Genomic DNA, 12,727 nt, shown 5'->3' on the forward strand with positions numbered 1-12,727 from the left:
ATGACAACCCGACTCAACAAGCATATCGCCGACACCGGCTTCTGTTCCCGTCGCGAAGCCGACCGCCTGATCGGCGAGCGCCGCGTCACCGTCAATGGCCACCCGGCCGGTACCGGTGCAGTGGTGGGCGAACAGGACGTGGTGCTGGTCGACGGCCAGCCGCTGCGCGCCCGTGAAGCCAAGAAGGCCGGTGGCCGCAAGCACGTCTACATCGCGCTGAACAAGCCGGTGGGCATCACCTGCACCACCGAAAGCTCGGTGAAGGGCAACATCGTGGAGTTCGTCGGCCACGAGCAGCGCATCTTCCCGATCGGCCGCCTGGACAAGGATTCCGAAGGCCTGATCCTGCTCACCAGCAACGGCAACATCGTCAACCAGATCCTGCGTGCCGAGAACGGCCATCAGAAGGAATACATGGTCGCGGTGAACAAGGCGGTCACCGATGAGTTCCTGCGCGGCATGGCCCGCGGCGTGCGCATCCGTGATGAAGTCACGCTGCCGTGCCGGACCAGCAAGCTGGCCAAGTTCGGCTTCCGCATCACCCTGCAGCAGGGCCTGAACCGGCAGATCCGCCTGATGGCGGCGGCGTTCGGCTTCCGGGTCACCCAGCTGCGCCGCGTGCGCATCGACAACATCAAGCTCGGTGCGCTCAAGCCGGGCCAGTGGCGCAACCTCACCGACGCCGAGCTCAAGGGCCTGCTGCCCAAGCAGCTGGACTGGTGATGCCCTGCGTCACGTGACGGCGCGACACTCGGGCTAGACTGCGCAGGTACACGCTACTGCCCTGCCACGATGATCAAGCCGTCCAAGCCGGACAACGAAGCACAGCGCCTGCTGGCGCTGCAGCGGTATCAGATCCTGGATTCCCCCCGCGAGCGGTCGTTCGACGATCTGGTCACGATCGCCACGGCGCTGTGCGGCACCCGCATGGGCGCGGTCACCCTGGTCGACCAGGAGCGCCAGTGGTTCAAGGCACGGCAGCTGCTGGAAGCGGCCGAAACCAGCCGTGACATCTCGTTCTGCGGCCATGCCATCCTGCAGCCGGACCAGGTGATGGTGGTCGAGGATGCCAGCGCCGACCCCCGCTTCTTCGACAACCCGGTGGTGGTGGATGAGCCGCACATCCGTTTCTACGCCGGCGCGCCGCTGTTGAGCAGCGACGGCCTGCCCCTGGGCACGCTGTGCGTGTTCGATGCCGTGCCGGGGCAGCTGAGCAGCGGCCAACGCGATGCATTGTCGGCCTTGTCCCGGCAGGTGTCGCTGGTGATGGAACTGCGCCGCTATGCGCACGAGATCCAGCAGCACATGACCGACCGTGCCTGGTACGAGCAGCGTCTGGCCGAGTACAACGAACTGCTGGAACAGCAGAACGCCGACCTGGCCGAACAGAGCCGCACCGATCCGCTTACCGGCCTGCCCAACCGCCGCGCGATGAGCGCCGCGCTGGAAGCGGCGGTGGTCGATGCCGACGGGCAGCCACGCGCGACCGCCGTCGCTTTGCTGGACATCGATCACTTCAAGACGGTCAACGACCTTTACGGGCATGCCACCGGCGATCACGTGCTGGCCGAACTGGCGCGGCTGCTGCGCGCGCATTTCGCCGGGCACGGCCTGGCCGCCCGCCATGGCGGCGAAGAGTTCGTGGTGCTGATGCCCGACACCCCGCTGGCGACCGCCGAGCTGCAGTGCGATTTCCTGCGCATGGCGGTATGCGATCTGCCGCTGGGCCTGCCGTTGACGATCAGCATCGGGGTGGTCGCGCACCGCCACGGCGATGCGATCGACCAGACCCTGGCCCGCGCCGATGCGGCGCTCTACCGGGCCAAGGGCGAGGGGCGCAACCGGGTCGTCCGTGCCGAGTGAGGCGGCGGACGCCGATCCCCCGTCAGTCGGCGATGTTGCGCGCCTCCGACGTTGCCAGCAGTTCCGGGTGCTGCACCTTCCGGCGACGGTTGAGCAGTGGGTGCAGGAACACCGCCCCGACGATGATCGCCACGCCGGCATAGAACAGCGGGGTGAGCTCTCGCTGCTCGCTGAGCAGGACCATCGCCAGCAGGATCGCGTAGACCGGCTCCAGGTTGGTCACCAGCTGCGAGGTGTAGGCGCTGATGTGGCGCAGGGCGACCAGCGCCAGCGCGAACGGCAGCAGCGTGCACAGCCCGGCCAGGGCCAACAGCAGCACGCCGTCGTGCAGGTTGGGAATCACCCACAGATCGCTGGCCAGGGCCGGCAGCAGGAATGGCAGCGCCGGTGCCAGCAGGGTCAGGGTGAGCGTGCCCGCGCCGAGTTCCAGCGCGGTCACGGTGAGCGGGTCGGCGTGGCTGACCAGGCGCTTGTTGAGCGAGCCGAAGATCGCCACCAGCAGCGCCGACAGGGCGCCGATGAGCACGCCCAGGCGCATGCCATCGGGCACGCCACCGACCACCAGGGCGACACCGGGCAGGACCAGGATGCCGAAGGCCAGTTCGCGGAACTGGAAGGGACGCTTGGCCACCCACGGTTCGATCACCGCGGTGAACACCGGCGCCAGCGCGATGCAGGTGGCGGCCACTGAGGCATTGGCCAGCTTCACCGCCCCATAGAAGGTCAGCCAATGCAGGGCGACCAGCGCGCCGACGCCACAATAGCCGGCGACCAATCGCGGCGAGAGTTGGCGCAGCCCACGCCACACCCGCGGCACCAGGGCCAGCATCGCCACCACCAGCAGCATCCGCCACCACACCAGTGGCAGGGCGGGCAGGGTGATCAGCTTGCCGAGGATGGCAGTGATGCCCCACAGCAGCACACAGAAATGGATTTGCAGCAGGGCTCTGCGGGTATCGGTCATCGGCATCCGCCTATTGTGCGACAAGCCACGCCGTGACGGACGCTTCCCCCGATCTTCGCCGGGCCGTGGCATCCTGCGGCCATGACACCTCCCCACAGCGATTACGTCGCGCCCATGACGCCTCCCGCGCTGCGCGGCTGGGCCGCGCTCACCGCCGCGGTGGCATTGGCCTCGCTGCTGCTGCAGTACCAGTTGCTGCTGCGCGTCCCGGGCCTGGGGACGGCCGAGGCCACGCTGCGCTACCTGGGGTACTTCACCATCCTCAGCAACATCGGCGTGGCCGCGGTGTGCCTGGCCGTTGCCTGCGGCCGTCGCGATGGGCTGGCCGGGCCGGTCCCACGCGCCGCGGTGGCGCTGTTCATCGGCATCACCGGGGTGATCTACGTGATCGTCCTGCGCCCCCTGTGGCACCCGCAGGGGGCGCAATGGTGGGCGGACACCGGCCTGCACTACGCGGTGCCGGTGCTGTACCTGCTGGGTTGGCTGGCCGGCCCGCATGGCGGCCTGCATCGGCGCGGGCTGCTGGCCGTCCTGGCGTTCCCGGCCGTCTACTTCGGCTGGGCGCTGCTGGTCGGGCGGCTCAGCGGGCAATACCCATACCCGTTCCTGGATCTCAGCGCGCTCGGCATCGCGCTGGTCGTGCGCAATGCGCTGGCCGTCGGGCTGGTGTTCGGCGTGGTCGGTGCGTTGCTGTGGTGGCTGGACGCGACGTTGGCAGCACGCCGCCATCACCGCTGAGCGGTCACCCGCCGCCGAGCTGCTGCAGCTGGTCGCGCAGCGCCATCGCCGCGCCCGGATTGCGCTGCTTGGCGGCACCGATGAACAGCACATAGACCTCGCGCGGTGGTTGCGCGGCGACGTCGCCGGCGAGGTGGGGAAGGTCCGGATTGTCTTCGCCGCGTGCCCACCGCATCGCCCGCAGGCACCACTGCTCCATGGCCCGCGCCGGGTAGCCGGCACGCAGGTTGGCGCGCGAGCGCATCAGCCGTGCATAGATGAAGTCCGTGGTCGGGTCGGCGAAGCTGGGGTACTCGTCCGAGCCACTGAACACCAGTGCGGCACCGTGGGCGCGGGCGGCGGCCAACAGCTCCGGCGTCCACGCGGCGGGGTTGCGCACTTCCAGGGCGTGCTGCAGGCGGTGGCCGGCGACCTTGCGCGGCAGCATGCCCAGGAACGCATCGAACTCGGCTGCAGCGGCCGGATGGCTTTCCCCGAACTGCCAGATCAGGGGGCCCAACCGATCCTCCAGGGCGCTGATGCCCTCGATGAAGCGCTCGGCACGTTCGCCGACGGTGGTCAGGTCATGGGTCTGGGTGATCGTACGCGGCGCCTTGGCCGAGAAGCGGAAGCCCTCGGGCGTCTGCTCGCGCCACTGCGCATAGATGGCTGGCTTCTGCGCGCGGTAGAACGTGCTGTTGATCTCGATGCAGCCGAGCTGGTGGCTGGCATGCGCCAGTTCTTCGCGTTGCGGCAGCCCGGCGGGATAGAACGTGCCGCCGCGCCACGCCGGGAAGACCCAGCCGCCGATGCCGGTGCGGATGGTGCCGGGCGGTGCGCTCATGCGCTGCCCGCGTGGTCGGCCCAAGGGTCGTAGCTGCCGAACCACCATAGATAGCCTTCCAGATCGCGGCAGGCGTAACCGCGTCCCCCGTAAAGCTGGTCGGCGATGTCGATCACGATCTGCGCACCGGCGGCAACGGCGCGCGCATGGTGTGCATCCGGGTCGGCCACGATCACGCAGGCACTCTGGGTCTGGCGGCCGCCGACCTCGTCCGGGTGCACGCTGTAGCGGCCCCATTCGCTGGCGTTGTCGACCGAGCCCAGCATGATCATGCCGTGGCCATACACCAGCTGGGCATGGTGGACGGTATCGCCTTCGGCGTACACCGCGTGTTGCTGGAAGCCGAACGCGCGCTGCAGCCAGGCGATCGCGGCGTGTGCATCGCGGTAGCGCAGGCACGGAACGATGGTGGCGGTGGTCTCGGCGGGCGCGGTCATGGCGGGCCTCCTTCTGGCACAGGCGAGCCTGATCCGGGCCGCGTTACCATCGTGCGAAACCGGGGCATCGGCACCCTCGACGCCCCCGCCACACGCAACCGGAGACACTGTTTGAACACATCCTGGATCGGAGGCGCCGTGCTGCTCGCATGCGCACCCTTGGCATCGGCCGCCGTACCGGCCGAACTGCAGCGGCTGGACGCCACCATCGAACGCGCCCGCAGCGAGTTCGACATCCCCGGTATCGCCGTGGCGGTGGTCAAGGATGGCAAGGTGGTGATGGAGCGCGGCTACGGCGTGCGCGAGCTGGGCAAGCCGGACCCGGTGCAGGCCGATACGTTGTTCGCGATCGCCTCCAACACCAAGGCATTCACCGCCACCTCGCTGAACCTGCTGGCCGAGCAGGGCAAGCTCAAGATGGACGATCGCGTGATCGATCATCTGCCCGGCTTCCGCATGTCCGATCCGTATGTGACCGGCGAAATGCGCATCCGCGACCTGCTTTCGCACCGCAGCGGCCTGAGCCTGGGCGCCGGCGACCTGCTGTTCTGGCCGACCACCTCCTACAGCAACCAGGAGGTCGTGCAGCGGCTGGGCAAGGTGCCGCTGAAGGCCGGGTTCCGTGATCGCTACGCCTACGACAACATTCTCTACGCGGTTGCCCAGCAGGTGATCGAGCAGGTATCCGGGCAGACCTATGCGGACTTCCTGCAACAGCACATCTTCACCCCGGTGGGCATGCGCGGTACGCGCTACAACGCGGACCATCTCCAGCCGGGCGACAACGCCGCGGTTGGTCACGCCAAACATGATTTCAGCCAGTTGCGCACCGTCGCGCCGCTGACCTGGTCCAACAATGCCGGCGCCGGCGGGATCTACTCCAGCGTGCATGACATGGCGCGCTGGATGAACGTGCAGCTGGCCCAGGGCAAGCTGGAGAACGGCCAGCCGTTGTTCACCGCCAAGACCCAGCAGGCGATGTGGCAGATGATCACCCCGCAGGTCGTGCCCGAACCGAGCGTGCCGCAGCTGGCGGCGGCACGGCCGAATTTCGCCGGGTACGGTGAAGGTTGGAGCCTGAGTGATTACCGTGGCCAGAAACTGGTCTGGCACACCGGCGGCTGGCCGGGCATGGTCTCGCGCGTGACGCTGGTGCCCGAACAGAACCTGGGCATCGTGGTGCTGACCAACCAGGAAGTGGGGGCGGCATTCAATGCGATCACGATGGAAGCGCTGGATGCGTACCTGAAGGCGCCGGCCACCGATTGGGTCGCCGCCTATGCGGCCGCCGTGGCCAAGTCGCAGGAGAAGGCCGACGAGGGCTGGGCCAGGCACCAGGCCGCACGCGATGCGAAATCCAGGCCGTCGCTGCCGCTGGCACGCTATGCGGGCGGTTACCGCGACGCGTGGTACGGCGACGTATTCGTTGAACAGCGCGGCGGCAAGCTGCGCCTGCGCTTCGGCAAGACCGCGCAGTTGATCGGCACGCTGGAACACTGGCAGCACGACACCTTCCTGGTGCGCTGGGACGACCGTTCGCTCAACGCCGATGCGTTCGTGAACTTCAGCCTGGATCCCGACGGCAAGGTCCGCGAGGTGCGCATGCAGGCGGCGTCCTCGCTCACTGATTTCAGCTTCGATTTCCAGGACCTGCTGCTGACCCCGATCGCACCCGACAGCACCGGCTGATCCCCGTCGCTCCCGTGTGATGAGGGCGAGAGTAAAACAGCAGGCCGCGGTGGGATAATCGCGGCCTGTTTTGTTTTCGGTGCACTGCGATGTTCCGCTGGTTCGAATCGCTGATTCCGGTTTTCCCGCCGATCGATGGGCGCATGCCACCGCGCAAGGTGGTGCCGTTCTACATCCACTACCTGCGTCCGGTGTGGCCGGTGCTGCTGGCCACGTTGATCGCCGGCCTGCTGCTGGCCCTGGTGGAAGTGGCGATGTTCGACTTCCTCGGCCGCATCGTCGACATGGTGGCCGAGCAGCCCGGCACTGGCTTCTTTGCCCGGCATGCCGACACGTTGCTGTGGATGGCCGGCATCACCCTGGTCGCGCGGCCGCTGCTGGTCTCACTGCACAGCCTGCTGGTCAACCAGGCGATCGTGCCGGGGCTGAGCAACCGCTCGCGCTGGCTGATGCACAACTACGTGGTGCGGCAGAGCCTGAGCTTCTTCCAGAACGATTTCGCCGGCAGCATGGCCAACCGGGTCATGCAGACCGGGACCTCGCTGCGCGAATCGGCCGTGCAGATGGTGGACTCGCTCTGGTACATCATCGTCTACACCGGTACCGCGCTGTATCTGTTCGCGCAGGCCGACTGGCGGCTGATGATTCCGCTGGGGCTGTGGATGGCCGGTTACGCGGTGATCATGTGGTACTTCGTGCCACGGGCCAAAGAGCGCGCGTGGATCGCCTCCGAAGCGCGCTCCAAGGCGATGGGGCGCATCGTGGATGGCTACACCAACGTGCCCACGCTGAAGCTGTTCGCCCATGGTGGTCGCGAGCAGGCGTACGTGGCCGAGGCGATCGACGAGCTGGCGGTCAAGCACCGTGGCCAGACCCGGGTCACCACCGGGCTGGAAGTGACCATCGCCATCGTCAACGGTTTCCTGATCGTGGGCACCTGCGGCCTGGCACTGTGGCTGTGGAACGGCGGACACATCACGGTCGGTGCGATCACCCTGGCCACCGGCCTGGTGATCCGCATCCACAACATGTCCGGCTGGATCATGTGGACGATCAACGGCATCTTCGAGGACATCGGCACGGTGCAGGACGGCATCACCACCATCTCCCAGCCGCTGACCGTGCAGGACCGCGCCGATGCCGTGCCGCTGGTGGTCAGCCAGGGCGGGGTGCATTTCGATCACATCCATTTCCACTACGGCAAAAGCGGTGGCGTGATCGCCGGGTTGGACCTGCAGGTGAAGCCGGGCGAGAAGATCGGCCTGGTCGGCCCCTCGGGGGCTGGCAAGTCGACCCTGGTCAACGTACTGCTGCGCCTGTACGACCTGGAAAGCGGGCAGATCCGCATCGACGGCCAGGACATCGCCGGTGTCACCCAGGAAAGCCTGCGCCGGCAGATCGGCGTGGTCACCCAGGACACCTCGCTGCTGCATCGTTCGATCCGCGACAACCTGCTCTATGGGCGACCCGATGCCAGCGAGGAACAACTGCATGCCGCAGTGGCCAAGGCACGGGCGTCGGCCTTCATCGACACACTGCGCGATGGCGAAGGTCGGCAGGGCTATGACGCCCACGTCGGCGAGCGCGGGGTGAAGCTGTCCGGTGGCCAGCGCCAGCGCATCGCGATCGCGCGGGTGCTGCTCAAGGACGCGCCGATCCTGGTGCTGGACGAGGCGACCTCGGCACTGGATTCGGAAGTGGAAGCGGCGATCCAGGACAACCTGGACGAGCTGATGGCCGGCAAGACGGTCATCGCGATCGCGCACCGGCTGTCCACCATCGCGCGCATGGACCGGCTGGTGGTGATGGACCAGGGCCGCATCGTGGAAACCGGCACGCATGCCGACCTGATCGCGGCCGGCGGCTTGTATGCACGCCTGTGGGCGCGGCAGACCGGTGGATTCGTGGCTGCCGACGCGTAACCCCCGGGCGGGCGCGATGCGTGCCCGGCAGATGAAAGAACGGCCCGGGTCACCCCGGGCCGTTTGCCTGTCTGACGAGGAACGAGGCAGTACTTACTCGATCGGCTGGTCCAGCATCAGCTGGCGCGCGAAGCGCACCGGCGGGGCACCGTAGGACAGCATCTGGTCGTGGTAGGCCTTCAGGTTGAACTTCGCGCCCTGTTTTTCCTGCACGGCCTTGCGGGTGTCGAAGTGTTCCTGCGCACCCACGAAGTAGGTCGGCAGCTGTGCGGAGGTCAGCTGCGCACGCACCCACTTGCCCGAGGCTTCGCTTTCCTGCTGGAAGGCGTCGTGGGTCATCAGGTGCATCGCCTGCTCACGCGTCCAGTTGTCCACGTGCACGCCCTGGTCCAGGATCGCGTTGGAGATGGTGCGCAGGTAGAACTTCAGCTGCACCAGGTGGAACAGCGGATCGTTGTCCAGGTAACCCTGCTCCTGCATCATCCGCTCGGTGTAGACCGCCCAGCCTTCGGCGAACAGACCCGAACGCAGGACCGCGCGCAACGTGGACGGGAATTTGCCCGAGTGCCAGCCTTCCAGGTAGTGGCCCGGGGTACCTTCGTGGATGCTGAGCAGGTGGATCATGCGGCTGTTGTATTCGCGCAGGAACGAATCGACCTGCTTGTCGGTCCAGTCGTCCGGGATCGGCGAGACCGCGTAGAAGGTCTTCAGGTTCTTGTCGAGCGGACCCGGCGAATCGCAGTAGGCCACGGCTACGCCACGCTGGAATTCCGGCATCAGGATGATGTCGACCGGCGAATCGGGCAGCGTCATCAGGTCATGCTTGCGCACGAATTCGGTGGACTGCTCCAGCGCGGCCTTGGCGTCGTCGACCACCTTGTCGCGGGCCGGCTTGTCGGCATAGGCCAGCTCCAGCGCGGCTTCGATCGCGGCCTGCTGCTGTTCATCGCTCGGGTTGGCCGGCAGCGCCGGGGCGCCTGGCTTGTCCTTGAGCACGGTCTGCGCGATGCCGTACATGTCCTGGCGCACGCGCTTGAGTTCGGCGCGCGCACGCTCGCCGATCTCGGCGCGCGAGAGCGAGGAGTTCAGGGCGAACTTGAGCTTCTGGTCATACAGGTCCGCACCGATGCGGAAGTCGCCCTTGGCGTTCGGCACCAGGGTCTTGTCCAGCCAGGTCTGCTGTTCGTCGACGGCCTTCTTCAGGCCCTCGATCGCAGCCTGCAGACGCCTCTGGTCTTCGGCCGGCAGCTCACCGATATGCGGGGTGATGAAGGTATCGACGATGCTCAGGATGCCGCGGTTCTGCTTGGCCACGGTTTCGGCATGGATCTTCGGCACGCGGGCCGGGTCCAGGTTCTCACGGGCCTGGGCGAAGATCTGCGGCAGTTTCTCCATGCGCGCGGTGGCCGACTTCAGGCGCTCCGGCAGCGGGGCGAACTCACGTGCCATCAGGCCGTACAGCGCGCTGCCGGCCATGCCGTTGTACATCTGCGGATCCCATTTCGGCGACTGCAGCACTTCAGCGGTCCAGACTTCGGACTGCAGCTGGTTGCGCAGGATCGCCGCGTCCACCTGGTTCTCGCGCGAGAGCTTGCTGACGTCGATCTTGTCCAGGTCGGCGAGCAGGGCCTTGTACGCGGTCAGCACGTTCTGCTGGCCGGCGGCGCTGAGGTCGTCGATCTCGCTGTCGTAGCGGTGGTCGCCGATCTGCGTGGCGCTGATCGGGGACAGTTGCATCCAGGTATCCAGGGCGCGCTTGGACAGGTCGGCGAAGGCCGCATCGACCGCGGCATCGCCGGCCGGAGCGGCCGCTTCGGTGCCGGTGGCGGGCGTCGGGGAGTCAGCCTGCTGGCAGCCACCAAGGGCGGCGATCAGGGCGAGGGCAAGCAGATGCTGGCGCATCGGTGTTCCTGTACTGGGGACAATCCCCGAGCATAGGGCCGATGGCCCCCTTTGTCCCCGTGCCATTGGATTACCATGCGCCGTGAAGATCACCGCATTGGATGGAGTTGCACTGTGACTGGATGGACAGGACGGGCCCGCGCCGGGCTGGCGGGGATGCTGCTGCTGGGCCTGGTGGCCTGTGGCCGCAGCGGGCAGGACTACGCGGCCGATGCGGCTGCCGGGGCGGTTGCGTCACCGGAAGGCGCGTTCCTGGCCTATGAGCACGACGTCCGCATCCAGCTCGATGCCAAACGCATCAGCGAACGGGTCAAGGCGGTCTCCGAGGCTTGCCAGAGCAACCGGTTCGGCGACTGCGCCGTGCTGCAGGTGGGCGAGGAGGGCGGTGAGACCCGCTCGGGCTCGATCCGCGTGCGCATCGCGCCGAAGGGCGTCGAATCGATCATCGCGCTGGCCGGCGAAGGCGGCGATGTGGCCTCGCGCAATACCCATGCCGAAGATCTGGCCCAGCAGGTCGCCGACACCGCGCTGACCCAGGCACGGCTGCAGAAGGAGCATGCCCAGTTGCAGGCGTATCAGCAGCGCAGCGACATGAAGGTCGCCGATCTGCTGGCGGTGTCTCAACGCATGGCCGAGATCGAAGCGGGGCTGGAACAGGCCAACAAGGATGCGGCGCAGCAGCGTCGCCGGATCGATACCCAACTGGTGACGATGCGCTTCGAGGGTCCGGCAGGGCAGCGCAGCCGCAGCGAGATCGGCAAGGCGGTCAGTGAGTTCGGGTCGATCTTCACCACCAGCATCGCGTTCGTGATCCGCGCGGTGGCGGCACTGCTGCCGGTCGCCGTGGTGGCATGGGCATTGGGGGCCGTGGTCATGGCGCTGTGGCGCCGTCGCAAGCGCCGCAAGGCTGCGCCGGCCGCGCGCTGACCGTGGCGCCTGTCGTGCCGCGCGGACAGGCGCGGCACGACGGTGGGATCAGCCTTCGTCCTGCTCGTACTCGACGAAGACATCCAGCTCCAGCGCCAGTTCCTGCACGGCATCACGCACGCGCTGGGCGCCGAGCGCGTTGCCCACTTCCACTTCCAGTTCGTGCGTGCCCGGGCCGATGTCGTCGGACAGCCCGGCCGAGCTGGAATCGTCGTCGTCCATGTGCGGCATCAGGTCGTCGGTCTCTTCGACGTGTTCGATCCCCTCGATGCTCTGCAGCAGGTCGGTGATGGCACGTGCATCGTCTTCGGTGCCGGTGATTCGCAGTCGCAACAGGGCCATGGGTCAAGCCTCGGGGAAAGGGATTCCAGCCTAGCCAGCGGACGGAAAAGGTCGGGTGAGGATGCGCGCCGGGTCGTGGCGTCCGGTTCAGTCGTGCGTGCCATCCGCGGGCGGGAGGCCCAGCAGTTCATCGGGCATTGCCGGCAGCGGCGTGCGTTCCTCCTGTGCCTCGCGCTTGAGCCAGTCCATGAAGGCCTGGGCAGTGGGGCTGAGCGGGCGGTGCTCGGCGTGCACGATGTAGTAGGCATAGCGCGCTTTGAGGGCCGGCCCGGGCAGGCGTACCAGCTCGTAGCGCTGCAGATAGGGTTGCGCGATGTGCTTGCGCGCCAGCACCGCGCCGATACCGTAGACCGCCGCACGCATCGCATCGGTGCTGTCGCTGAAGGTGTGCAGCGAGGGCAGGTCCAGCCCGCGCACGCCGGCCGCGCGGAACCAGTCGCGCCAGCCCTGCGGCGACATGTCGCCGAGCAGGGGCAGCGCGGCGATCTGCGCCGGTTCGCGCAGTGCCGAGACCCCCGGCAGCGCCGGTGAGGCGACCGGACAGAGTTCGTCGTCCATCAGGTGATGGGCCGCCAGGCCCGGCCATTGGCCGAGGCCGTAACGGATACCGAGTTCCGGGCCGCTCTCGTCGAAGCGCACCAGTTCGGTACTGGTCTGCAGCTCGATGCGCATCCGCGGGTGCTGCCGGCTAAAGCGTGGCAGGCGCGGGATCAGCCAGCAGTACGACAGCGAGCGGATGGTGGTGACCCGCAGCGGCACGACATCCGCCTGCGGGTGCAGGTTGCCGGCCACGGCGTTGAGGTCGCTCAGCGCTGCGGCCGCCGCGTCGGCGAGCTGGCGGCCTTCGGCGGTGAGCCGCACACCGCGCGCGTGGCGCTGGAACAGGACCGTGCCGAGCAGTTCTTCCAGGCGGCGCACATGGTGACTGACCGCGCTGGCAGTGAGGTGCAGTTCCTGGGCGGCGTGGGCGAAATTCTGGTGGCGTGCGGCAACTGCGAACACCCCCAGCGCGGGCAGCAGGGCAGGGCGAAGGATCATGGTCGAGACCCAAATCATATTTGTGGCTTGCACGGATACTACGCGCTTGTGGGCGCGCGACGGCAGGCGGATGCTGTCGCCC

General features: G+C 67.5%; 12 protein-coding genes. 6 read left to right on the forward strand and 6 right to left on the reverse strand.

Annotated features, from left to right (window positions below):
* Entirely contained in the window at positions 1-723 is a 723-nt protein-coding gene (locus AC07WC_RS09300) for a pseudouridine synthase (protein WP_019184431.1), read from the forward strand.
* Between the two features lie 69 nt (positions 724-792).
* Entirely contained in the window at positions 793-1,863 is a 1,071-nt protein-coding gene (locus tag AC07WC_RS09305) for a GGDEF domain-containing protein (protein ID WP_495209756.1), read from the forward strand.
* Between the two features lie 22 nt (positions 1,864-1,885).
* Here AC07WC_RS09305 and AC07WC_RS09310 read toward each other — a convergent pair whose 3' ends face one another.
* Positions 1,886-2,833, reverse strand: a complete 948-nt coding sequence (locus AC07WC_RS09310; protein WP_495209757.1) for a DMT family transporter — start codon at positions 2,831-2,833, stop codon at positions 1,886-1,888.
* 108 nt (positions 2,834-2,941) lie between these two features.
* Between AC07WC_RS09310 and AC07WC_RS09315 the strand changes: the two genes are divergently transcribed.
* Positions 2,942-3,565 carry a Pr6Pr family membrane protein gene (locus AC07WC_RS09315; protein WP_495209758.1) on the forward strand — a complete coding sequence of 208 codons (624 nt, stop codon included), beginning with the start codon at positions 2,942-2,944 and terminating at the stop codon, positions 3,563-3,565.
* 4 nt (positions 3,566-3,569) lie between these two features.
* Here AC07WC_RS09315 and AC07WC_RS09320 read toward each other — a convergent pair whose 3' ends face one another.
* Both AC07WC_RS09320 and AC07WC_RS09325 read right to left on the reverse strand, forming a co-directional pair.
* Entirely contained in the window at positions 3,570-4,388 is an 819-nt protein-coding gene (locus tag AC07WC_RS09320; RefSeq protein WP_495209759.1) for a DUF72 domain-containing protein, read from the reverse strand.
* Positions 4,385-4,825: a VOC family protein gene (locus tag AC07WC_RS09325; RefSeq protein WP_495209760.1), complete on the reverse strand. Its 441-nt coding sequence runs from the start codon at positions 4,823-4,825 to the stop codon at positions 4,385-4,387. The genes AC07WC_RS09320 and AC07WC_RS09325 overlap by 4 nt, the downstream gene beginning before the upstream one ends.
* A 111-nt stretch (positions 4,826-4,936) precedes the next feature.
* Between AC07WC_RS09325 and AC07WC_RS09330 the strand changes: the two genes are divergently transcribed.
* Positions 4,937-6,514 carry a serine hydrolase gene (locus tag AC07WC_RS09330; RefSeq protein ID WP_495209761.1) on the forward strand — a complete coding sequence of 526 codons (1,578 nt, stop codon included), beginning with the start codon at positions 4,937-4,939 and terminating at the stop codon, positions 6,512-6,514.
* An 89-nt stretch (positions 6,515-6,603) separates the two neighbouring features.
* On the forward strand, positions 6,604-8,436 hold the full coding sequence (gene smrA, locus AC07WC_RS09335; RefSeq protein ID WP_495209762.1) for a multidrug efflux ABC transporter SmrA: 1,833 nt from the start codon (positions 6,604-6,606) through the stop codon (positions 8,434-8,436).
* A gap of 93 nt (positions 8,437-8,529) precedes the next feature.
* On the opposite strand, the gene AC07WC_RS09340 is transcribed toward smrA, so the two are convergent.
* Complete coding sequence (locus tag AC07WC_RS09340) at positions 8,530-10,338, reverse strand: DUF885 domain-containing protein (RefSeq protein ID WP_495209763.1); 1,809 nt, start codon at positions 10,336-10,338, stop codon at positions 8,530-8,532.
* A 156-nt stretch (positions 10,339-10,494) separates the two neighbouring features.
* Between AC07WC_RS09340 and AC07WC_RS09345 the strand changes: the two genes are divergently transcribed.
* Positions 10,495-11,265, forward strand: coding sequence for a DUF4349 domain-containing protein (locus AC07WC_RS09345; RefSeq protein WP_495209934.1), 771 nt, complete (start codon positions 10,495-10,497; stop codon positions 11,263-11,265).
* 48 nt (positions 11,266-11,313) lie between these two features.
* On the opposite strand, the gene AC07WC_RS09350 is transcribed toward AC07WC_RS09345, so the two are convergent.
* Both AC07WC_RS09350 and AC07WC_RS09355 read right to left on the reverse strand, forming a co-directional pair.
* Entirely contained in the window at positions 11,314-11,607 is a 294-nt protein-coding gene (locus AC07WC_RS09350; RefSeq protein ID WP_019184421.1) for a hypothetical protein, read from the reverse strand.
* Between the two features lie 87 nt (positions 11,608-11,694).
* Positions 11,695-12,645, reverse strand: a complete 951-nt coding sequence (locus AC07WC_RS09355; protein WP_495209764.1) for a LysR substrate-binding domain-containing protein — start codon at positions 12,643-12,645, stop codon at positions 11,695-11,697.
* Positions 12,646-12,727: the final 82 nt, after the last annotated feature.

Source organism: Stenotrophomonas sp. GW821-FHT01H02A, assembly GCF_059422145.1.

Coding starts and splice junctions, on each gene's coding strand:
- AC07WC_RS09300 (WP_019184431.1), top strand. CDS start 1: ATGACAACCCGACTCAACAAGCATATCGCCGACACCGGCTTCTGTTCC.
- AC07WC_RS09305 (WP_495209756.1), top strand. CDS start 793: ATGATCAAGCCGTCCAAGCCGGACAACGAAGCACAGCGCCTGCTGGCG.
- AC07WC_RS09310 (WP_495209757.1), bottom strand. CDS start 2,833: ATGCCGATGACCGATACCCGCAGAGCCCTGCTGCAAATCCATTTCTGT.
- AC07WC_RS09315 (WP_495209758.1), top strand. CDS start 2,942: ATGACGCCTCCCGCGCTGCGCGGCTGGGCCGCGCTCACCGCCGCGGTG.
- AC07WC_RS09320 (WP_495209759.1), bottom strand. CDS start 4,388: ATGAGCGCACCGCCCGGCACCATCCGCACCGGCATCGGCGGCTGGGTC.
- AC07WC_RS09325 (WP_495209760.1), bottom strand. CDS start 4,825: ATGACCGCGCCCGCCGAGACCACCGCCACCATCGTTCCGTGCCTGCGC.
- smrA (WP_495209762.1), top strand. CDS start 6,604: ATGTTCCGCTGGTTCGAATCGCTGATTCCGGTTTTCCCGCCGATCGAT.
- AC07WC_RS09340 (WP_495209763.1), bottom strand. CDS start 10,338: ATGCGCCAGCATCTGCTTGCCCTCGCCCTGATCGCCGCCCTTGGTGGC.
- AC07WC_RS09345 (WP_495209934.1), top strand. CDS start 10,495: ATGCTGCTGCTGGGCCTGGTGGCCTGTGGCCGCAGCGGGCAGGACTAC.
- AC07WC_RS09350 (WP_019184421.1), bottom strand. CDS start 11,607: ATGGCCCTGTTGCGACTGCGAATCACCGGCACCGAAGACGATGCACGT.
- AC07WC_RS09355 (WP_495209764.1), bottom strand. CDS start 12,645: ATGATCCTTCGCCCTGCCCTGCTGCCCGCGCTGGGGGTGTTCGCAGTT.